At 60.4% G+C, this 22,070-nt stretch carries 18 protein-coding genes; 7 read left to right on the top strand and 11 right to left on the bottom strand.

Annotation, left to right across the window (positions count from 1 at the left end; translation table 11 throughout):
* The first annotated feature begins 18 nt into the window (after positions 1-18).
* Complete coding sequence (gene dnaE / locus BDB13_RS21855) at positions 19-3,555, top strand: DNA polymerase III subunit alpha (RefSeq protein WP_094273671.1); 3,537 nt, start codon at positions 19-21, stop codon at positions 3,553-3,555.
* Between the two features lie 120 nt (positions 3,556-3,675).
* Here dnaE and BDB13_RS21850 read toward each other — a convergent pair whose 3' ends face one another.
* Together BDB13_RS21850 and BDB13_RS21845 are read right to left on the bottom strand one after the other, a co-directional pair.
* Entirely contained in the window at positions 3,676-4,473 is a 798-nt protein-coding gene (locus BDB13_RS21850) for an IclR family transcriptional regulator (RefSeq protein ID WP_094273670.1), read from the bottom strand.
* A 175-nt stretch (positions 4,474-4,648) separates the two neighbouring features.
* Positions 4,649-5,833, bottom strand: a complete 1,185-nt coding sequence (locus BDB13_RS21845) for a Rieske 2Fe-2S domain-containing protein (RefSeq protein ID WP_094273669.1) — start codon at positions 5,831-5,833, stop codon at positions 4,649-4,651.
* Between the two features lie 262 nt (positions 5,834-6,095).
* Between BDB13_RS21845 and BDB13_RS21840 the strand changes: the two genes are divergently transcribed.
* The 6 genes from BDB13_RS21840 to BDB13_RS21815 all read left to right on the top strand — a co-directional run bounded on the left by BDB13_RS21840 (position 6,096) and on the right by BDB13_RS21815 (position 12,201).
* Positions 6,096-7,265: an acyl-CoA dehydrogenase family protein gene (locus BDB13_RS21840; RefSeq protein WP_094273668.1), complete on the top strand. Its 1,170-nt coding sequence runs from the start codon at positions 6,096-6,098 to the stop codon at positions 7,263-7,265.
* A gap of 64 nt (positions 7,266-7,329) precedes the next feature.
* Positions 7,330-8,172: an IclR family transcriptional regulator gene (locus BDB13_RS21835; protein ID WP_094273667.1), complete on the top strand. Its 843-nt coding sequence runs from the start codon at positions 7,330-7,332 to the stop codon at positions 8,170-8,172.
* Between the two features lie 279 nt (positions 8,173-8,451).
* Positions 8,452-9,396 carry an ABC transporter permease gene (locus BDB13_RS21830; RefSeq protein ID WP_176459649.1) on the top strand — a complete coding sequence of 315 codons (945 nt, stop codon included), beginning with the start codon at positions 8,452-8,454 and terminating at the stop codon, positions 9,394-9,396.
* On the top strand, positions 9,393-10,325 hold the full coding sequence (locus BDB13_RS21825) for an ABC transporter permease (protein WP_094273665.1): 933 nt from the start codon (positions 9,393-9,395) through the stop codon (positions 10,323-10,325). The genes BDB13_RS21830 and BDB13_RS21825 overlap by 4 nt, the downstream gene beginning before the upstream one ends.
* The gene (locus tag BDB13_RS21820; RefSeq protein ID WP_254922914.1) at positions 10,322-11,356 is read left to right on the top strand and encodes an ABC transporter ATP-binding protein; all 1,035 of its coding nucleotides are present in this window, start codon (positions 10,322-10,324) and stop codon (positions 11,354-11,356) included. The genes BDB13_RS21825 and BDB13_RS21820 overlap by 4 nt, the downstream gene beginning before the upstream one ends.
* A complete protein-coding gene (locus tag BDB13_RS21815) occupies positions 11,353-12,201 on the top strand; it encodes an ATP-binding cassette domain-containing protein (RefSeq protein ID WP_094273664.1) in 849 nt (282 codons plus the stop codon). Before BDB13_RS21820 ends, BDB13_RS21815 begins: the two co-directional genes overlap by 4 nt.
* Before the next feature lie 45 nt (positions 12,202-12,246).
* Here BDB13_RS21815 and BDB13_RS21810 read toward each other — a convergent pair whose 3' ends face one another.
* The 9 genes from BDB13_RS21810 to BDB13_RS21770 all read right to left on the bottom strand — a co-directional run bounded on the left by BDB13_RS21810 (position 12,247) and on the right by BDB13_RS21770 (position 22,029).
* Entirely contained in the window at positions 12,247-12,417 is a 171-nt protein-coding gene (locus tag BDB13_RS21810; RefSeq protein WP_441347243.1) for an alpha-hydroxy-acid oxidizing protein, read from the bottom strand.
* A 128-nt stretch (positions 12,418-12,545) separates the two neighbouring features.
* The gene (locus BDB13_RS33630) at positions 12,546-12,836 is read right to left on the bottom strand and encodes an alpha-hydroxy-acid oxidizing protein (protein WP_369597458.1); all 291 of its coding nucleotides are present in this window, start codon (positions 12,834-12,836) and stop codon (positions 12,546-12,548) included.
* A 98-nt stretch (positions 12,837-12,934) separates the two neighbouring features.
* On the bottom strand, positions 12,935-14,542 hold the full coding sequence (locus tag BDB13_RS21800; RefSeq protein WP_094273662.1) for an ABC transporter substrate-binding protein: 1,608 nt from the start codon (positions 14,540-14,542) through the stop codon (positions 12,935-12,937).
* 166 nt (positions 14,543-14,708) lie between these two features.
* Complete coding sequence (locus BDB13_RS21795) at positions 14,709-15,485, bottom strand: SDR family NAD(P)-dependent oxidoreductase (protein ID WP_094273661.1); 777 nt, start codon at positions 15,483-15,485, stop codon at positions 14,709-14,711.
* Positions 15,486-15,519: 34 nt separating this feature from the next.
* Positions 15,520-16,311: an SDR family NAD(P)-dependent oxidoreductase gene (locus tag BDB13_RS21790; protein WP_094273660.1), complete on the bottom strand. Its 792-nt coding sequence runs from the start codon at positions 16,309-16,311 to the stop codon at positions 15,520-15,522.
* 76 nt (positions 16,312-16,387) lie between these two features.
* The gene (locus BDB13_RS21785) at positions 16,388-16,966 is read right to left on the bottom strand and encodes a TetR/AcrR family transcriptional regulator (protein ID WP_094273659.1); all 579 of its coding nucleotides are present in this window, start codon (positions 16,964-16,966) and stop codon (positions 16,388-16,390) included.
* Positions 16,967-17,063: 97 nt separating this feature from the next.
* Positions 17,064-18,122, bottom strand: coding sequence for a phosphotransferase family protein (locus BDB13_RS21780; RefSeq protein ID WP_094273658.1), 1,059 nt, complete (start codon positions 18,120-18,122; stop codon positions 17,064-17,066).
* A gap of 25 nt (positions 18,123-18,147) precedes the next feature.
* A complete protein-coding gene (locus BDB13_RS21775) occupies positions 18,148-19,722 on the bottom strand; it encodes an ABC transporter substrate-binding protein (RefSeq protein WP_094273657.1) in 1,575 nt (524 codons plus the stop codon).
* 57 nt (positions 19,723-19,779) lie between these two features.
* A complete protein-coding gene (locus tag BDB13_RS21770) occupies positions 19,780-22,029 on the bottom strand; it encodes an arylsulfatase (RefSeq protein WP_176459648.1) in 2,250 nt (749 codons plus the stop codon).
* Positions 22,030-22,070 lie beyond the last annotated feature (41 nt).

Raw genomic sequence — 22,070 nt, 5'->3', positions numbered from 1 at the left:
ACCTTCAGAGAGGCGCACGTGGCTGACTCGTTCGTTCATCTTCACAATCACACCGAGTACTCGATGCTCGACGGTGCGGCCAAAGTCGGCGCCATGTTCGAGGAGGCCGCACGTCTCGACATGACGGCCGTCGGCATGACCGACCACGGAAACATGTACGGCGCCAGCCAGTTCTACAACGAGGCTAAAAAGGCCGGCATCAAGCCGATCATCGGTATCGAGGCGTACATCGCTCCCGAGTCCCGGTTCAACACCAAGCGCGTGCTGTGGGGCGATCGTAGCCAGAAGTCCGACGACGTCTCGGGTAGCGGCGCGTACACGCACATGACGATGGTCGCGGAGAACGCGACGGGTCTGCGTAACCTCTTCAAGCTTTCGTCGCTCGCCTCCATCGAAGGTCAGCTCGGCAAGTGGCCGCGTATGGACGAGGAGCTCATCGCGACTCATTCCGAGGGCATCATCGCCACCACGGGTTGCCCGTCGGGGGAGATCCAGACTCGTTTGCGACTCGGTCATGATCGTGAGGCTCTCGAGGCTGCCGCGAAGTGGCAGGAGATCTGGGGCCCCGACAACTTCTTCCTGGAACTGATGGATCACGGTCTGTCGATCGAGCGCCGGGTGCGTGAGGGCTTGCTCGATATCGGTAAGCAACTCGGCATTCCGCCGCTGGCTACCAACGACTGCCATTACGTCACCAAGGACGCTGCCGAGAACCACGAGGCACTGCTCTGTATTCAGACCGGTAAGACACTCTCGGATCCCACTCGCTTCAAGTTCGACGGCGACGGCTATTACCTCAAGTCGGCTGCCGAGATGCGGGCGATCTGGGACAAGGAAGTTCCCGGGGCCTGCGACAACACGGTTGCAATCGGTGAGCGTGTCCAGTCCTACGAGGATGTCTGGGCATTCCACGACCGCATGCCGATCTTCCCGGTTCCCGAGGGGCACACGCAGCAGAGCTTCCTGCGCGAGGAGGTCATGCGAGGTTTGGACCGCCGTTTCCCGAGCGGTCCGCCGCAGGAGTATCTGGCGCGCGCCGACTACGAGATCGGCGTCATCAACGAGATGGGCTTCCCGGCCTACTTCCTCGTGGTCGGTGACCTCATCAACCACGCCAAGGACGTCGGAATCCGCGTCGGTCCCGGTCGTGGATCCGCAGCCGGTTCGTTGGTGGCGTACGCGATGGGCATCACCAACATCGACCCCATTCCGTACGGCCTGCTGTTCGAGCGATTCCTCAACCCCGAGCGTGTGTCGATGCCCGATATCGATATCGACTTCGATGATCGCCGTCGCGGCGAGATGGTTCGCTACGCGACGGACAAGTGGGGAAGCGACCGCGTCGCACAGGTCATCACGTTCGGAACCATCAAGACCAAGGCAGCCATCAAGGACTCCGCACGCGTGCAGTTCGGTAAGCCGGGTTTTGCCATCGCCGACCAGATCACCAAGGCGTTGCCGCCCCCGATTATGGCCAAGGACATCTCGGTGTCCGGCATCACCGATCCCAAACACGAGCGGTACAAGGAAGCGGCCGAGGTTCGGGCGCTCATCGACTCGAGCCCCGACGTCGCAAAGATCTACAAGACCGCAAAGGGTCTCGAAGGTCTGATCCGTAACGCCGGTGTACACGCGTGTGCCGTCATCATGTCGTCCGAGCCGCTGATGGACGCCATTCCGGTGTGGAAGCGCGCCCAGGACGGTGCCATCATCACCGGCTGGGATTACCCGTCGTGTGAAGACATCGGTCTGCTCAAGATGGACTTCTTGGGCCTGCGTAACCTCACCGTCATCGGTGACACGCTCGAGAACATCAAGGCCAACCGCGGTATCGACATCGACCTCGATACCTTGCCGATGGATGATCCGGCTACCTACGAACTCCTCGCGCGCGGCGACACCCTGGGTGTGTTCCAGCTCGACGGCGGCGGTATGCGTGAGCTGCTGAAACTGATGCAGCCCACCGGTTTCGGCGACATCGTGGCCGCTCTGGCGCTGTACCGACCGGGTCCGATGGGTGTGGACGCGCACATCTCGTACGCGAAACGTAAAAATGCACTCGAAGTGGTCAGTCCGATTCACCCCGAGTTGGAAGAGCCGCTCGCGGAGATCCTTTCGGAGACATACGGTCTGATCATCTACCAGGAGCAGATCATGCAGCTGGCGCAGAAGGTCGCCGGCTACACCCTCGGACAGGCCGACTTGCTGCGCCGCGCCATGGGTAAGAAGAAGCTCTCCGAACTGGAAAAGGCGTACGCCGGTTTCCGTCAGGGCATGTTGGACAACAACTTCAGTGAAGCTGCCATCAAGGCTCTCTGGGACACCGTGTTGCCCTTCGCCGGCTACGCGTTCAACAAGTCGCACTCCGCTGGGTACGGGCTGGTCTCGTACTGGACCGGGTACCTCAAGGCGAACTATCCGGCCGAGTACATGGCCGGCCTGCTCACCTCTGTCGGTGACGACAAGGACAAGTCCGCGATCTATCTCGCAGACTGCCGCAGAATGGGCATCACGGTGCTACCGCCGGACGTCAACGAGTCGCGCGTCGACTTCGCGACAGTCGGTGAGGACATCCGTTTCGGTATGGGGTCCGTGCGCAACGTCGGTGCCAACGTGGTGGCGTCCATCATCAAGGCGCGAACCGAAAAATCGAAGTTCACCGACTTCTCCGATTACCTCGGCAAGATCGACGCGATGGCATGCAACAAGAAGGTCACCGAATCTCTCATCAAGGCAGGCGGATTCGACTCTCTCGGGCATCCGCGTAAGGGCTTGATGTTGGTGCATGCCGACGCTATCGACGCTGTCATGAGCACCAAGAAGGCTGAGGCGATCGGCCAGTTCGATCTGTTCGGCGGAGCTGAGGCAGACGAATCCATCGCGTCGGTATTCGACGTCAAGATTCCGGACGAGGAGTGGGAAACCAAGCATCGTCTTGCGCTCGAGCGAGAGATGCTGGGGCTCTACGTTTCCGGGCACCCACTCAACGGTGTCGAACATATCCTCAAGCAACAGTCCGACACCTCCATCGCCTCGATTCTCGACGGTGGAGTCCAGGACGGCGCGCAGGTTACCTTGGGTGGCATCATCGCCTCGGTCGACCGCCGGGTGAACAAGAACGGCCTGACGTGGTGCATCGTGACTCTGGAGGATCTGGTCGGTGGCATCGAGGTGTTGTTCTTCCCGCAGGCGTACGCCGTCTACGGGATGGACATTGCGGAGGACGCGATCGTTCTGGTCAAGGCACGCGTCTCCATCCGTGACGATCGGATGTCGCTGATCGGCAATGACCTTGCAGTTCCGGATCTTTCGGCAATCGGAGTGGCGCGCCCGCTCTCGGTGTCACTGCCGTTGCGTCAGTGCACGAAGGACAAACTCGGTGCTCTCAAGCAGATTTTGACCCGTCACCCCGGAACGTCGGACGTGCACGTTCGACTGATCGGTGGCACGGAGGTCACGTTGTGGAAGGTTGACGACGTACTGCGTGTAGAACCGTCGTCGGCGCTGATGGGTGATCTCAAGGCACTACTCGGGCCGGCCTGCCTGGCGGTGTAGCCCTGAGCCGCTCCGGCTGACAGACCCCGACAAACCCCGTCGAATATGGGTGGTGGAATCTTCCATCGCCGTCATTCGGTGGGGTTTGTCGTTATTGGTTTGGAGTGTTTCGACCTGGATTCAGGCGTAGCGAACCTGGGGCATACGAGCGGCAGTCGGGAGGCTGCGGAGCTGGCTGCGGCGTTGCAAAGTCGGGACAATGGATTGTGCGCCGGACATGTTTCGCATGATCGCGATAGCTGCCATTCTGACCGGAGCTGCGTGGTGATGGTCGAATTTGAGGTGCTCCATGGGTCCGCAGATCGAGATGGCCGCAATCGCGCCACCGATCGGGCCGATGGGCACGGCGATGCCGCCTATGCCCGCGATATTTTCACCGGTTGCGAATGCCATACCCTGTTGGCGAATTTTGTCGAGCTCGTCCGCGAGGGCGGGCGAGCCTGCCGCCGGCGCTGTGGCCGAGCATGCGAGTAGCGCTTTCCCGATTGGTGACTTGTCCGCGGGGAATCGACCCCCGGCGCGGGACGGTAGTGCGGATGCGACGCGCCCACCGATCTTCTCGAGATAGACCACGTCGGAGTCATGGAGGATGCCGAGATGCACTACGTGGCCGGTTACTCGATGCAATTCGTGGAGGAAGGGCAATGCTGCGTGATGTAGGCGATCCTGATGGATGGCAAGAGATCCGAGCTCCATGAGACGAAGTCCGAGTTCGTAGTTCCGTCCGTCTCGCCGCAGCCATCGCATCTGCACCAGTCGTTCGAGTATTCGATGTGCGGACGATCGCGGCAGCCCGGTCAGTGTGACTACTTGGGTAAGCGTGAGGAGCCCGGGTCCGTCGAAGGCGTCAAGGACCAGCGAGACCCTGTCCAGAATTGCAGTGGGGGCGGAATCGGTACTCCGGACCTGACCGGTCATGTCTTCTCCCTGTTGTAACTGTGTGTTCAGCGAAGCTGTCGATAACTACCAGCAATGCTCTGATGTCGGTGATTCAATGAGGAATCGTGGATATGCGTCCGGCCTGCGGGGCGCTGACACGTCCCGCGGGCCGGAAGGTTTATTGGTCGTCAGTGCCCCAGATACGTTTCGCCACTCAAGATTCGGTGTCCTGCAATTCGGATTCGCGGCGAGCAATGATCTCGGCAACTTCCTGTTCCCAAGCTGTGATGGCGCGAGTCGTATCGATTTCGAATTCGAAACGGCGAGTCATGTCCGGGGTGATATCCGCGACGTCGACGTAGAACTGCTGATACCAGCGTCGCAGCTGATAAACAGGTCCGTCTTCTTCGCAGAGCAGGGGATTGTCGATGGGAGCCTTGTTCTTCCAGATCTCGACATCCTGTAGGAAACCGCTCTCGACGCCCGTGACGAACTGGACCGCCATCGCGGCGGACTCTTCGTCGGTCATGCCCGGCAGCTTCTTCATCGAGACGCCGTACATCAGGACAAATGAATTCTCGTCGATCGGATAGTGGCAGTTGATCAGCGCCGTCTCGACCTCTGCGCCATTGGCGTTGATCCAGAGTTTGTCGACCATGTACGACGGGCCGAAGTAGGACGCATCCGAGCGCAAATGCTGGTTCGGATCGTTGTAGGACGCTTCGACGTCGAGGCGGGGCGTCGACTCCTGGTACTGCGTCGCGATGTGACCCTCGAAAACGTTCTTGAAGAATCGAGGGAATGACTTGTGGACATAGAAGAAGTGCGCCATGTCTACAACATTGTCGATAATCTCGCGGCAGTGAGAGCCCTTGATGATCTGTGCGTTCCACGTCCAGTCAGTCCACTCGTCAGTGCCGACCCCCTCGATCTGAGGGATGGTGACCTCGTCGGTGGGCGTGGAGCCCTCCGGGTCGTGCCAGACAAAAAGTTGGCAGTTGCGTTCGAGAGTGGTCCAGGCGCGAGTGCGAGCGAGCGGAGGTACGCGTCGTGCGTAGGGAATGTCGGTGCATTTCCCGTTGCCACCCCAGCGCCAGTCGTGGAAAGGACATGCGATCGAGTCACCCTTTACTTCTCCGAGTGCCAAGTTGCCACCCATGTGTCGGCAGTAGGCATCCAGCACTTTGATGGCGCCCTTGCTGTCGGCGAAGACAACAAGGCTCGTTCCGAATGCTTCAATCTGGTGTGGCTTGCCGTCTCGGAACGTCTCGCTCAGGCCGAGGCAATGCCACCCGCGGGCGAAGCGAGACGGTGCGGGTGCAGCCTCGATCAAGCGGATCGCTTCGTCGGTGTCGGTGTCGGTGTCGGTGATGTTGGTGGGGGCGGTGTCGAGCGTCATGTTTCCTCCGTACCGCGTCGATGTTGCGTCGAGCGCTCAGTCGTTTCCATGTGATCCACCTCATAGAATCTTGAAGTGCAGATGCGGGGAAGGTCATCTCCCGGTAGGCGGAACATGGCGTCTGGCCTGTGTCTTTTCGGTCGGATTATGGTGCGGGTCGACTTCGGGAGTCCCAGTGCATTGTGGGCCGGTGGCACTGTTCACGACTCCCGCTCACTGGACCGTGTGAATTGGGCATTGTGGTGCCGGTCATAATTGGAGCGTGGAGAGTGTCAGTGATTCCCTTGCCGAAGCAATTGCTTCCTTGCTTCCCGAGATCGCCGTGTGTGCGGCCGAAGCGGATCGCCGGAGGCGCTTGCATGAGGACACTGTGGACGCTTTAAGTGAAGCGGGGGCATTTGCGCTGTGTATCCCGAATCGATTCGGTGGATCGCAGGCTGAACCGTCCGTATTCCTACGGACGGTGCGTGAACTGGCAACGTCTTGCACATCAGCGGGCTGGGTTACTGCCTCCTTCGGGATTGCCGCTTGGCAGTTGGCGCTGTTCCCGGATGAGGCGCAAGCCGACGTGTGGGGCGGTCCGAGCGATCACCGTGCCAGGTTGTGTGGCTCGCTCACCCCCGGCGGCACTCTGACGTCGACCGGCCGAGGACTCGTTCTGCGAGGCCGATGGAAGTACGTCGTGGGAAGCCGCCGATCGGAGTGGGCAATCGTTGGGGCTGTGTTATCGGATCAGTCCGGCGCGCCCGTCGACTTCGTCCTCGTATTGGTGAATGCCCAGGACTATCGGATTGAGGCGGGCACCGATGCCCTCGGGTTGCGTGGGGCGGAGATGAACGACCTCGTTGTTGCCGGAGCTTCTGTTCCGCAGCATCGAGTGTTCGGAACGGCCGAGCGCGCGCAGGTCAGTAGTCGTCACGAACTTCTCTACAGATTCCCACAATCCGTTTTGTATGTGCATGCACTGACGGAGCCGATCATCGGTGCAGCACAGAGCGCGTTGAGGCATCACATCGAGAGTGTTCGGGCGGCTCACGAAACAAGAACGGGCCCACTGTCTTCGGCCGACCGCGACGGCTATGCGTCGATCTCGCGTGCGGCCGGCGACATCGATACCGCTGCTTTGCTTCTGGACCGCAGTATCGAGGTAGCGACGACGGCCACCGAAGAGCATCGAGAACTCGAAACGGGCGAGTGGGTTCGAGGTCGCCGAGATCAGGTCCTGGCATTCGAGCGTGTTGTCGCAGCAGTCGAACTGATTTTCGCGACGGCGGGCAACGGCGCGATCGCCGTCGACGATCCGCGGCAGCGAGTGTGGCGAGATACCCGCACAGCCAGGGTGTACACCGTCCACAGTGCGGAGCGTCCTCTCGAAGTGTATGGACAGTGGGCGACCGGACTGGACGTGAGCGCTGGGTTCCTGGCCATCTGATCGAGGCGACAAACACAGTGAGATATCGGACCAGCAGAGATATTGACCAGCAGGCGAGGAGAAAATGACTACCGGATCTCCGTCGATGATCGAGCGAATGACTCTGATCATGAGTGTCTTCGATACCGACACGTCGATGTTGCGCCTCGTGGACGTTACCGAGCGCACGGGGCTGGCACGGTCGACCACCCATCGGATTCTCGAACAGTTGGTGGGTTACGGGTGGCTTCGACACACGGGCGACTTCTATCTTCTGGGTGCTCGCTCCAAGGAGCTTGGTGCCAAGGTGGTCAACCATTCCCGACTGAGAACCGCCGCTGCACCGATATTGCATACGCTGCACGCCGAGACCGGTTTGGTTGCGCATCTCGGCTACCTGGACGGAACCGACGTAGTGTATCTCGACAAGGTAGGGGGACAGGCGTTTCCGCGAGTGCCGACGCGAGTGGGTATCCGGATTCCCGCGCATGCCACCGCTCTGGGAAAATCGGTGTTGTCGTTCTGGTCGCCTGAGCAGGTGGACACGCTACTTCCTGCGAAGCTGTCTGCCCGCACCGCGTCGACGATAGTCGACCGCGGCTCTTTGCATCTTGAGCTTGCTCGAATCCGCGCTCGCAACGGACTTGCGTTCGACCGTCAGGAAGTCGCCTTCGGAATCGGTTGTGTGGCCGCGGCATTGCGGGCGCCAACCGGTGTGCACGCCGGCTTCTCACTTTCCGGTGACCTCAGGCCTGGGGTTTTCGAACGCTCGGCACCAGTCTTGCTTGCCGCCGCGCGCCGCGCGACAGAGGCACTGTTCCCCGATGCGCCCGGCGATTCTGTTGTGCGCGAAGGTAACGCGGCACCGGAGAGCAGCCGGGTGTTGTCGTGGATGCTCGATATGAGTCGCGGGACCGAACGACTCTGACCTGAGGTACTCCGTCAGCGTTCGTTCTCCCGTTCAGCGGGAGAATGGTGTGACTCCGGCGCGCGGGCGCCTCTATCCTCACGGCACTGCCCGCAGTTGCGGCTACCGGGAAATCTCCTCTGCGACGTTCAACTGACGTCGAGGTGACTCACAATGTGTCTAATCAGTTGCAATGCAACATTTTTCAGAACATTTCATTCCATTCGTGAGCTCCGGTCAATGTTCATGTGTCGATCCGTCTGCCGATGTGCGCGCGGGTTTTCGAGGATGGTGAAGCTGATGGTGCGATTTATCAGGCAACGAGTGCTGCTTGCCATACCGACGATCCTCATCGTGACATTTCTAGTTTTTGTCCTGATGGAGTTGTCGCCTTCCGATCCTGCTCTGGCACTGGCCGGCGACAATCCGACGCCGGAGAAACTGGCAGAATCGCGAGCCGCGTTGGGACTGGATCGGCCCATGCTAGTCAGATACGTCGAATATCTGGGAAACGCCGTGCGTGGTGATTTCGGGACTTCGCCGATCACACACCAGTCGGTCCTGAGTGATCTGATGTTCCGCTTGCCGATTACAGCCGCGTTGGTTCTGCTTTCGCTCATCTTTACGGTTGTCCTGGGTCTGACACTCGGAACCCTCGCTGCCGTCTACAAGGGAGGGGTCGTGGACTGGCTCGCAAATAGTGTTGCCGCGCTGTTGATGTCAGTCCCGCCGTTTGTCGCGGGAGTTCTACTCATCTTGTTTCTCGCAGTATCGTCGCAGATGTTCCCGGCAACCGGATACGCGACGCTGTCGGACGGACTGGTTCCTTGGCTCACGTACATGACCCTGCCTGCGTTGTCTCTCGCACTGATTCCTGCAGCATTGCTTACGCGCCAAGTGCGCAGCGCCATGGTCGACGCTCTCGAAGAGGATTACGTCCGAACCGCGAGGGCGAAAGGACTCCGGCGCGTCACCGTGGTCGGAAAACACGCGGCTAAGAATGCTGCCGTTCCAGTAGTGACTGTCTTGGGATTGGTAGTTACCCAAATGGTCGGTGGCGCAGTAGTGGTGGAGAAACTCTTTGCTATCCCCGGACTCGGGTCGGTGAGCGTAGACGCGGTACTGACTGGTGATCTGGTGACTTTGCAAGGCCTCGTGCTCTTCATTGCACTGGTGGTAACCGCGGTGAATCTACTTGTTGACGCCTCCTACGGCTACTTCAACCCGAGATTGAGAGTCCGATGACGATACCTGAGCTCGAAAAGTTCGAAGTTGTTGTGAATCGGCCGGATTCGCAGACAGACGCGCCGGTCGAGTCGAAGTCGTGGTTCCAGCGCAGCAGAGTCCTTCGGAGACTGCTCGCAGACAAGGTCGCGATGGCTGCCGTCGGAGTCATCACGCTCCTGATCGCAGTGACGGTATGTGCGGATTGGCTTGCCCCGCAAGACCCGAACAAGGCGTCCATCGCGGATCGTCTGGAACCACCGTCGTCGGCGCACTGGCTGGGTACCGATGAACTCGGCCGGGACGTCCTCAGTCGGTTGATCGTGGCCACCCGACTCGATTTGCTCGCGTCTTTCGAAGCAGTGGGTATCGCGCTGGCGATCGGCGTGCCGCTCGGTCTGTTGGCCGGGTACTTCGGCGGAGTCGGTGACGCCGTGACGAGTCGTGTCATCGATGCTCTGATGACCTTGCCGCCACTCATCCTGGCAGTGGTGATCATCGGCATTCTCGGCCCCGGACTGACTACGGCGATGCTGGCCATCGGCATCCTGATCATCCCGTCCATCTACCGAGTTGTCCGCGCGTCCACCCAGAGCACTCGTTCCGAGTTGTACATCGAAAGTGCCCGCGCCGCTGGATGTGGGCACGGTCGCATCATCTTCAGGCACGTCCTACCCGCAGTATCAGCGCCGTTGCTCGTCCAGGCTTCCTTTGCTGCTTCGGCAGCCATCGTCGCTGAGGCAAGTCTCTCGTACTTGGGCCTCGGAGCCCGTGCGCCGCAGGCGACCTGGGGTCTGATGCTCAAGGAAGCTGCGTCCTCGCTTGCTACCAGCAGCTACCTACTCTTTCCGCCCGCAATCATGATCTCGGTGACGATCTTGGCACTGTCACTGCTCGGCGACGGCCTGCGGGACGCCATGGGACGACAGAACAAGGAGGGAGGCAAGTGACTACTCTTGATCAGGCGGTGGTCGTCGACAAGGCCGCCGGTTCGGACGTCGTTCTGCAGACCACCGGTCTCACAGTGGAAGTCAGTACTGAGCACGGTTGGGTCGAGGTCGTGGACGGCGTTGATCTGACGGTTCGGCGTAACGAGACCGTGGGACTGGTCGGTGAATCCGGATCCGGAAAGACACTGACCTCGCTCGCCGTCATGGGGCTGCTCCCGGAGAACGCACGAATCAGCCGCGGCGACGTGAGACTGTCCGGACGAACCATCTCCGGGTTGTCGGAGAAGGCGCTCAGTGACATCCGCGGTGTTCAGGCCGCGATGATCTTCCAGGAGCCTCGTCGTTGTTTGAATCCGGCATTCACGGTGGGCGATCAGGTGGCTGAATCCATACGTAGGCACCGTGGTTGGTCACGCAAGCAGGCGAAGGCGCGAGTCATCGAACTGTTCGAGCTTGTCGAGATCCCCGATGCGGCTCGTCGAATTGATCAGTACCCGCACGAGTTCAGCGGCGGCATGTGCCAACGCGTCATGCTTGCAATGGCGTTGGCCTGTGATCCCGAACTGTTGATTGCAGACGAACCGACCACGGCTCTGGACGTGACCGTGCAACGCCAGGTTCTCGAACTGATCCGAAGGTTGCAGGGAGAGTTGGGCCTGGGAGTCCTGCTCATCACCCACGATCTGAGTGTCGTTGCCGAGATGTGTGATCGGGTGACGGTCATGTACGCCGGACAAGTTGTGGAGTCGGCACCAGTGGATCCCTTGTTCTATACGCCGAAGAACCCGTACACGAGTGCCTTGCTGCAATCGATGCTGGAGCCCTCCGGGCGCGGAGAACCGTTGGGTTACATCCCCGGATCCGTTCCGCCGCCGCATCTGTTTCCGTCGTCATGCCGTTTCCAAGAGCGCTGCACGCACGCAGTCGAATCCGTGTGTGGCCGAGCAGTGAATCTGGAAAATGTGAGTGCAGCGCACCTGACCCGGTGTGCCCGAGCTGCCGATCTGGCTTTACCAGGAGTGTCCGCATGACTGTGCAATCGAGCGAACCCGCAGTGTCGACGGGCCGGGCAACACTGTCCGTTCGGGGCCTGACAAAGACTTACGGGAACGGACCTACTCTGTTGCGTCGTAAGGGTTCTACCTTCACAGCTGTGGATTCGGTGGACCTCGATATTGCGCCCGGCACCACTATGGGGTTGGTGGGGGAGAGCGGGGCCGGCAAATCGACAGTCGGGCGGTTGGTGCTTCGCCTCATCGAACCCGATTCGGGTTCGATCGAACTGCTCGGGACCGACATTGCAGCACTCGGGCGCCGTGAGCTCGAGAAGATGCGTTCGGATGCCACCATGATTTTCCAGGATCCGTACACTTCGCTCAATCCTCGTATGCTGATCAAGGATTCGGTGACCGAGCCGCTGTTGGTCAAGGGCGGAAGCTCTCGCGCCCAGCGATACGCCAAGGCCACGGACATGATCAAGCGAGTGGGTCTCACGGCGGCTCACCTCGAGCGCTACCCGTACGAAATGTCGGGCGGACAATTGCAGCGTGTGACAATCGCACGGGCATTGATTACCGATCCGAGTTTCATGGTGTGTGATGAACCGGTGGCGGCGTTGGACGTGTCCACCCAGGCGCAGGTGATCAACCTGCTTCGAGACCTTCAAACCGAGCGAGGCTTGGCCTATCTGTTCATCTCACATGATCTTCGGTTGGTACGCCTTATTGCAGACAACGTTTCGGTGATGAAGCGGGGACGGATCATGGAGACGGGTGACGCGGTCGCGGTGTTCGATCACCCCCAGCACGAGTACACGCGAGAACTGCTCTCGGCGATTCCTGGTCGTAGTCCTCGTTTGAGACGCTTCTCGCGCTGAGCGCCGGGTAGTAGGTACCGTCGACGAAATTGCAGACGGTACCTACTACCCGGCTGAGACGTCGCTGCCGCGTCGGATGCCGCTGTCCAAGTAGACGGGTACTCCGCCAATGCCACCGACCCGGTCCACAACTGCGGGAACGGCTTCGATGCCCGACAATGCGCCGTCGAGTTGACGACCACCGTCGTTCGACACCACAATGCCGTCGGCCCCCAGTTCTACCGCTGCTGCAGCGTCCTCGGGATCGAGGACGCCTTTGAGTCGTTGCCTACCGTGGCCGGCGTGCTGCGTCGAGCATGCTGGTGGGTGTCAGGGTGGGCGGAATTCCCATGCCGCGCTTGCGTTCACCTTCTTTCGCCGGTACGGACGCTTGTCCACGGATAAAGCCGGAAGAAGTGGTTCTCGCTCGTTGCGTCCGCTATCTCTTCGACTGTGTAGCTCGAGGTAGTCGAGATGACGGCGCGCATTCCCACACACTCGGCGGCCCGGACAGTCGCGCACTCACTCCGCCAGTGGATCAGTCCGGTCATGCCAGTGGGGAGATGACGACCGGCAGGCTTAACGGTGTGTTTCCTACCGTGACAGCGAGATCGGTTCCTTCTTTGCCGGTGAGAACTCAAGACTGCAGTGTCCACCGGTCGACGACGTCGGTGTTGGCGCGCATGATCCCAGTGATCGAGGCGGGTGTTCGGCTTGCGCCGAACACCCGCCTCGATTCTTGCGGCAGAACTACCTACTTGGTGATGTACACGTTTCTGAGATCACTGACTCCGAAGGGAGTGAAAGGAAGATTGCCCGTGCCGGTTCCGCCGACCTTCGGGGTGATGAGCATTCCCGTGACGCCCTGCATCAGCGGTGCATAGAGGGCGTTCTCGACCGAGAACTTGTTCACGGCTTCAGCTTTCGCCTTGCGTTCGGTGTCCGAGAGTGAAGAGTCATCGACGCCGACAAGGAGCGGTTTCATGGCTTCGGGAGTGCCACCGGGAAGGGTGAGCGGGCTGGTGTAGAGCCAGGTGAACCAGGCGGAAGGATCAAGAGACGCGGAGGTCATGTACGTGAACATGCCGGGTGCGTTGGACTTGCTGTATTCAGTGGTCAACTGCAGGATATCGACCGAGCGCAGTCCGATCTGGATGCCGATCTCTGCCAATCCGGCCTGGATGGCCTGAGCCTGGGCCGGCATCCTGCCGTTGTTGGCTACCAGGAACTCGCCGAGGTCCAGCCCGTTCGGGTAGCCGGCCTCTGCGAGTAGCTTTTTGGCTGCGTCGACGTCGTAGGCGTAGGACTTTTCGCCGGCCTCGTAGAACCCGGGCAAAGTGCTCGGGAAGGGTTGCACACGTGCTGCCTGGCCTTCGCCGAACGCCGCCACCAAAGACTCCCGATCGAGGGCAGTGTTGATAGCCTGACGGACCTTGATGTTGGCCAGCGCGGGAATCGTGCTGTTCAAGAACATTCCGGAAACCGTCGAGGCAGTCGGTTGGCGTCGGACGATCACCTTGCCCGAGTCGATCTCACTCTGCAGTTGCGTGGTGCCGCCGCCGGCTTGCGCTACGTCCAACTGTCCGGTGCGAATGGCGTTGTTGCTGGCATCGGGCGCGTAGGCACCGATCTGTACTTCTGCGGGTTTTCCGGCATTGGTATCCCAGATATTCCCGTCGGAGCGCCGCTTGTAGGTGATCTTCTGTCCGGGCTCGAATGATTCGAGGACGTACGCACCGGTGCCAACCGGTTTTGTAGCGAGATCAGCGTTTCCGAGCGCCTTGGGACTGATCATCGCGCCACCGATCGGGATGGCGATGGTGTTGAGGATGGTAGTGGTGGGGCGGCTCAATCGAAGCTTCACTTCGTTGGGCGCCACTACGTCTACCGAACTGATGGCTGCGGTCGCGGTTGCGGAGGCAGATCCTGTTGCCGCCCGGTACCGGTCGATGTTGGCCTTGACGGCGTCACCGTTGAACGGTGTGCCGTCGGTGAACGTAACACCTTCTCGCAGTTTCAGATCCAGCGTTGACCCGTTGTCCGAGAAGGTCCACTCGGTGGCGAGCATCGGGGCATACTGGCCGTCTTCGGTGACTTGGAGAAGTCGGTCGTAGACGGGCCATGTCGACATCAGGGTCCGCACCGCCTCGGGGGCGGCGACCGGATCGAGCGACGTCGCGACAGTCGCCCCGACGCGCATCGTGGCGTTGGTATCTACTTCGCCGGTGCTGCCTTGACTTCCCGTGCCGGCCGCTGCGCCTCCGACAGCCGCACTCGGGCTGCCACAGCCGGTCAAGGCCACCGCTCCTGCAGCCGCGACGGCCGCCACAGACAGCCAACGCTGTTCACGTTTCGATCTCATGAGAGTTCCTTCCAGAGGTGACGCGAATGCGTCCGGATGGCGAAGTTCTGAGATGACCGTAGTGTGCGGTGTGCGTGGAGGTCGCTACGGCTTCCCGTTCACTGGGAGAAGTGTATTTCTTTGCAGCCCTATTGATTTGGTGCTCTGGATGCATCCATTCGGGTACTCAGAAGCGGGGGATGCTGAGCCTGGAGTGGGCGGCTCCGTCTACCGGAACCAGAGTGCCGTTGATGTACGCGGACTCGTCGCTCACCAGAAATGACGCTACCGACGCGATATCCTCGGCAGTGCCCAGGCGCCCTGACGGGATCTGCGCCGCATAGGCTTCGGGACCGTCGGGATGGGTTTCGAGCCATCGATGTAGACCGGGGGTGTCCATTGATCCGGGTGAGATCACGTTTGCGCGAATGCCCAAGGCCCCGTATTCGACTGCGATACTTCGGGTGAGGCTGATCATCCCGGCTTTGGCTGCTCCGTATGCGGCCAGGCCGGGGACCGCTCCGATGCCTGCTCCCGAGGTCGTCGAGAGGAATACTCCTGATTTCTGTTCGAGCATGAATGGCAGTGCAGCTGATATTCCGTAGTACATGGAATTCAGGTTGAGCACAACAGTATTGGCGAAGGCGGCGGGAGTGACCTCGAGGGTGGGTTTGGGTTGCTGCCCACCGGCATTGCTGTAGAGGATATCGAGCCGTCCGTAGCTCTCGACGGTACCGGTCACGAGGGATGAAACAGCCTCGGCGTCGGTGACGTCTGTCGTGACGGCTGTAGCTTTGCCGCCGGCGTCGGTGATCAGATCAGCTGTGGCAGTCGCAGAATCGCCGTTGATATCGCTGACCACGACGGTTGCTCCGTCGGCAGCGAACCGTATCGCAGATGCCCGTCCGATGCCGCTGCCGGCGCCGGTGATAACAGCAATTTTGTTGCTGAGCTTTCTGCCCATGGTCTTCTCGATTCTCTCGGGGATTGCAGGGGATTTATGTCGCTGACGACATCTTTCGGAATCGCTCGGCAGCTTCGAGAAGCAGTGCGCTGCGGTCGAAGCCGCTTTGCTTCTGTGCCGTCTCGAAGTGGCCGGTGGTAATCCAGATCGGGCCCTGATCGAGGTGCTCGAGGCCTTCGCGGGCTACGTCTTCGGGATCTGCCAGGACCAAGCCCGGCATGTCGAGATTCAATCCCAGACGGCCCAACGCCGGTGTTCGTGTTGCGCCGGGAATTACTTCGAGGACGTGAACACCGAGCGGAGCCAGTTCGAGCCACAAACCCTCGGCAAAAATTCTTCCGAAAGCTTTTGCTGCAGCATAGAAACTGATGTGCTCGGTTCCGAGGTACCCGGAGATCGACCCCATCAGGATGATGCCGCCACTACCGCGTTCTTTCATCCGGCCACCGAAGTGGTGGGTGAGGGCCAGTTGGCTCTTGATGTTCAGATCGATAGTGCGCTGCACAGCCGCGAGGTCACTGCTGACGAATTCGCTGGCATATGATCCTGCGCCGGCGTTGAATACGAGCAGCCCCACGTCGAGTGGGTCCGTGACCGCTCGCAAGTGATCGAGCGCATCGTCGTCCAGTAGGTCGAGTTCGAGTGTCGTGACCTCGACGCCCAGGGCGCGCGCCTCGGATGCGGTCTCTTCGAGTGGGCCACTCTTGCGGGCGAGAAGTACGAGATTAATACCGGCAGTGGCTAATTGGCGGGCGTATGCACTGCCCACACCTTCAGATCCGCCGGCGATGACAGCCCAGGGGCCATAGTAATTCTTGTCGATCATGATGCACCTCTCGATACGTATCAAACATTTGCTGCATGGGAGAATGTAGACGGTGGTGTGAACTGTGCGGGGTCGTCTATTTTTGTGGTTCGATGCCTTCGAGGAAGACCGAGATCAAGGTATCGCCGAACTGTTCGATCGAATAGTTCTTGGTGGGGGAGAACCACCGCAGCGACAACCAGACCGCGTCGCGCATCAATCCGTAGATCACGTCTGCGGGTAGATCCGCGCGAAGCTGTCCGGCTTCGATTCCGGAGGCGATCGCATCCATCCACGTTGTCTTGGTGGTGCGGGCTGCCGATCGAATAGTGTTGTTCCCCGGAAGTTTTCGAAGATATTCGGAGTTGTTCTGATAGATCTCCGAGGCATGCGGGTGCGCAACGCTTGCGGCCAGCGAGGCGTGGACGATCGAGGTAAGCCGATCCCGCGGATCGGCGTCGGTAATCGCTTCGTATCGAGCAGTCAGATCGTCGAGATACCTCGACACGATCATGTACGCGATTGCATCCTTGGATTCGAAGTAGTGATAAAGGCTGCCGGAGAGGATGCCGACTCCGTCGGCGATATCCCGCACCGGGGTGCCTGCGATTCCCTTGGTGGCAAACAGCGATGCTGCCTGCCCGAGAATCAGGTCGTGGCGCTCAGACCACTCCATGCCTACCTCCGATGTTTGTGCAAGGATCGCGTCGCGAATTCTACGACAGTTGAACAAAGGTTTGATGCGCGCCCGGCGAAAAGGGCACCGTTGCGTTTCACGCGAGGTTCTGTGCGCACGACCAGGCCTGTGCAGCCAGACGCTGTGCCTGGACACCGAACGATTCGGGGGTGCGGTCGGTGCGACCCATCGATCCGCGGGATACGCGGGTGTAGACGCCTTCGACGATGCAGGCCGTTTTCCACCAGTTGAATGCCAGGTAATACTCCAAGTCGTCGCCAGGCATACCGGTGGCGGTCAAGTAGCGATCAGCCAGTTCGTCTCGGGTGGGTAGACCGGCTGCGAACGTCGGGGGCGTCTCGAGCGCGGTTACCTCGTCGCCAGGTTGCGCCCAGTACATCAAGAACTGCCCCAGGTCCGCCAGTGGGTCACCGACTGTCGACAGTTCCCAGTCGAGCACTCCGAGCACCTGGCCCTGTGTGCCCATCAGAGCGTTGTCGAGGCGATAGTCACCGTGTACGACGCTCGAGCGTAATTGGGGTGGGGTCCGGCGACTCAATGCGTCACGGGTGCGACTGATGTCCTCGAGGACTCGCACACGATCTCCTTCCCAACTGGCGGACCAGCGTGAGAGTTGCCGTTCGACATACCCTCCCGATGTCGAGCGCTGCGACCAACCGTGAGCCGCGGGGTCCAACGAGTGCAGGCGCGCGAGAGTGTCGACGAGCGAATTGCCAAGTGCGCGGCGTTCGGTGGGAGGGAGGAAAGCCTCCACCGCGTCCGAGTCCCGCAGGATTTCTCCGTCCAGGAATTCCATGACGAAAAATGGAGATCCGTTGATCTCGAGATCGGTACAGACACCGACGACCGTTGGAACCGGAACCCCGGTATCTGAGAGTCGAGACAAGATGCCTGCCTCGCGGACGACGTCGTGAGCGGTGGCCACGATCTTTCCCAACGGGGGTCGGCGGAGTACCCAACGAGTACCCGAGGTGTCGGTGACCAGGTACGTCAGATTTGACCGGCCCCCGGCTATCTGTTCGAAGCTGAACGGAGCGAGAGCATTCGGGACTGAGCGCTCGAACCAGGCGGTGACCGCGAGACGGTCGATACCGAGCGTGGCCGTGGTTCTGGTAGCAGTGGATCTATCGGTCATGTGCGGTCCTTGTTCATGCGTAGGCCTACTTTGTCATCGCAAGATGGCGAAGATCGTAGATTCCGACGTTGACCCACGGGACGTCGTCGGCGCCGACCACTTTGTTGCTCGAGAGCGTGGCGTTGGTCTGGTTGCAGATCGGGACCCACAGGGCCTTCTCCAGCGTCTTCGCCGAGATCTTGTGGTACAGCTCGGCACGGTCGTTCTCGGACATCGTCGGATCGGCAGCCTGCTTGATCATGCCCAGGATTTCCGGGTCGTCGGCAGCGAACTTGAAGTTGTTGACCAAGTAGAAGTTCACGGTTTCCGCAGGATCGACTTTGGGTGTGAACGAGTTGGCGACCATCTGATCGAATTCACCGGCAATGTAGCGTGGTTCGAGCTGGTTGAGCGGAACGGGATTGAGCTCGGCATCGAAGCCCGAAGTGGACAGGGCAGACTGGATGACGTTGGTGGGCTTTTCGGTGTTGCTCCCGGCACCGAACGTTAGCGTGACCTTGGTGTTTCCATTCTTCTGGACCAATGCCTTGGCCGCCTCCGGATCGAAGGCGTACGGATACTTGTAGTCGGGATCGAATGCCGAGCTCGTCTTCGGGAACATCTGGTTGTGTGGTGTGCAGTTCCCGGAGAACAGCGCGTTGATCTCATCCGGATTGATCGACTGTGCAACCGCTTGACGTACTTCTTGATCGGCCAGCTGACCCGTCGGACGCAGATAGACACCGAGGGTGCTTCGGAACGGAACCTTGTCGATTGCGAAGGCGCCGCGGTCGGCAAGCGTATTTGCCTGCACCACTTCGCTGGCCGAACTGACCCACGTGAGATCCAGTGCTCCGGTCTGGATGGCGTTCAGACGCGTCGACGCGTCTGGGACAAGCGTGATGTCGATGCCGCCGAGGCGTCCGCCCTCCGCGTCCCAGTACGGACGATCGGACCGCTTCAATACAAGCGACTCTCCGGGAACGTATTTGGTGACGACGTAGGCGCCGGAACCTGCAAGTCCCGGGTCGTTGCGGATATCGGTGCCGGCGGCGATCACGGCGGGACTGATCATCATGCCTACCGGAGTGGTGAATACTCCGGGTAGTTCGACACCGGCTCCCGGCGCCAGTTCGATGCGCGCGGTGTACATGTCAGGTGCAGTGATATCGATGACGCCCGCGAGTGCCGCAGCCGAGGTACTGCCTGCGAGTGTTTTGCCTCGTTTCAGGGTGGCGGCAACCGCCTCGGCATCGAAGCGGGTTCCGTCGTTGAAGGTGACGTCGTCACGCAGCTTCAGCTCCAGATACTTGCCGTCCGAGCTGAATTCCCACGACTTGGCAAGTCCGGGAACAATTTTGTCGTTGCTGTCGACGGTCATGAGTCGATCGAAGAGTGCAGTGAGATGACTCCACCCGCCGATGGTCATCTGTTGCTGGGGGTCGAGATTGTTGGACGTGCCGGCGGAGGCAATCCGTATCACTGCAGCGGGGTCGACCTCACCGCCGACGCTTCCGCTGTTCGTCGTACCGCTCGCGCCTCCGCCACAGGCGGACAACGACAGCGCTGCCACGGCAAGAGCAGTGACGAGCTTTCCCTTGCCGAACCGGGTCTGTGTCATAGTTGGCCTCTCTTCGATCGCGTTCGAAAAATGGTGTTAATCAGGCGGTACGAGTGATCAGCCGAGGGCTACGGTCACTTTGTCGAGTACTCCGTCGAAGATGAACGGCAGCTGGTACTGCTCGGACACCGGGGTTCCGGTGTCGCGTCCGATGCTCAGGCCTTCGATATAGTTGAGGCGGAACGGGGCAGTGTTCGCCACGGTTCCGTATCCGACCTTCTCCTCATCGCAGAGGAGGGTGACCGCTGCGGATCCGCCGCGCTGCGTGGGATCGATGTCGACCACGGCCACGAGTTGGTGCCGTCCGGCAGGAAGAGCGAATTCGGAAGTGACCGTGCCACGCTCGCGGCCTAAGAGGTTGTAGTGGTAGGTGAGGACACCGTTTGCCAAATACAGAGCATGGCCACCGAATCGACCACCTTGAGAGAGGAGCATGCCGTCTGCGTGGTTCGAAGTCAACACTACGTCCGCGGTAATGCTGAACGGCTTGTTGGTGACATCGGGTGCACTGCCAGGTGTCACTCGCGTCACCCCGTCGTAGTAGACGAACGTGGTCAGGCCGAAAGTCGGATTCGGCTTAGGCGGGCCAGGATTGAGCGCTTTGACGATAACGGGAAGAACCTGGTTGGCTTCGGCCTCTTCCCAGAACAGATCGACCAGCGCGCTGAGTTTGTCGGGGTACTGCGCCGACAGATCGTCGGACTGACTGTAGTCGTTCTCGACGTGGTACAACTCCCAGTTCACATCGTCGAGAGAGTCTGCGCCGGTGGCGAATTCCCACGGCATTTCCCGGGGCGTAGTAGCGGCAACCCACCCGTCGGAATAGATCGCGAGGTTGCCCATCAATTCGAAATACTGTGTCGTTCGGGTCGACGGTGCCGCGGCGTCATCGAAGGTGTAGGCCATCGGCACTCCGCACAGCGGCATCTGTTCTACGCCCCGAATCTGTTTGGGCGCTTCTATTCCGATGACATCGAGGATGGTGGGAACGACGTCGATGACGTGGTGGAATTGCGTGCGGATTCCGCCGGCGTCGGTGATTCGGGCGGTGTGCGAGAGCACCATCCCGTTGCGCGTGCCCCCGAAATGCGACGCGACCATCTTGAACCATTTGAACGGGGTATCCGTCGCGTGGGCCCAACCGGCCGGAAAGTGGTTGTAGTGCAGCGGGCCGCCGAGTTCGTCGAGGTGTTCGAGGAGGGATTCGATGCTGTCTTCCATACGGTTGACGTAACTCATCTCGTTGAGAGAGCCGTTGGCTCCACCTTCGGGACTGGCTCCGTTGTCGCCCTGGATGTAGAAGACCAGCGTGTTGTCGAGTTCACCGATGCGTTCCAATTCTTCGAGAACACGGCCTATCTGGGAGTCGGCGTAAGCGAGAGCGCCGGCGTAGACCTCCATCATGCGGGCCGCCACTTTTTGATGCTCGGCGGTGAGGGAGTCCCACGATGCGATCTGCTCGGGACGTTCGGTCAGTTCGGTGTCTGCGGGTATGACACCGAGTTGCTTCTGTCGAGCGATCGTTTCCTCGCGTATGGCATCCCAGCCCTGATCGAACTGCCCACGGAATCGATCGATCCACTCTCGTGGTGCATGGTGCGGAGCGTGAGTAGCGGCATTGCTGTACTGGATGTAGACAGGCTTGTTCGGTGCCGCCGACTTCTGCCGACGAATCCAGGTAATTGCCTTGTCTGCCAGGTCTTTTTCGAGGTGGTACGTGGGATCGTCCGTAGGTGGGTCCACCGGACTGGTCCCTTCGTACAGTGCGGGTGCCCAATTGTCGGTGCTGCCACCGAGATAGCCGTAGAAATGTTGGAATCCCATGTTCGTGGGCCAGTGGTCGAACGGTCCGGCGGGCCCGGTCTCGTAGACGGGGACATTGTGGTACTTGCCGAACTGTGCGGTGGAATATCCGTTGCACCGCAGCATTTCGGCAACCGTGGCAGCGCTGTCGGGGATGATGCTGGTGTATCCGTCGTAGGCAAGCGCCATCTCGGTGACACGCCCCGCACCGACCTTGTGGTGGTTGCGACCGGTCATGAGTGCCGCGCGGGTCGGAGAACACATCGCAGTTGTATGAAACTGCGTGTAACGCAGACCGGTTTCGGCGAGTGCGTCGAGCGCCGGAGTGGGAATCGGTCCACCGAAAGTGCTGCTTGCCCCGTAACCGACGTCATCGGTCATGATCACGAGAACGTTCGGCGCGCCTGCGGGCGCCGACACGGGAACCGGCCATTTCGGCGCATCGGATTCGCGGGGTTCGCGGCGCTGTGAACCCGAGGCGCTCGTGCGGGTATCGACGTTCATATGTGCACTCCTGGAATGGATTCTGAAGGCAGTTCGCACCG

The sequence above is a fragment of the Rhodococcus sp. OK302 genome (assembly GCF_002245895.1).
Classification (GTDB): Bacteria; Actinomycetota; Actinomycetes; order Mycobacteriales; family Mycobacteriaceae; genus Rhodococcus_F.
The sequence above is the reverse complement of the archived record's forward strand: the minus strand, read 5'-3'. Positions and strand labels throughout refer to the sequence as shown.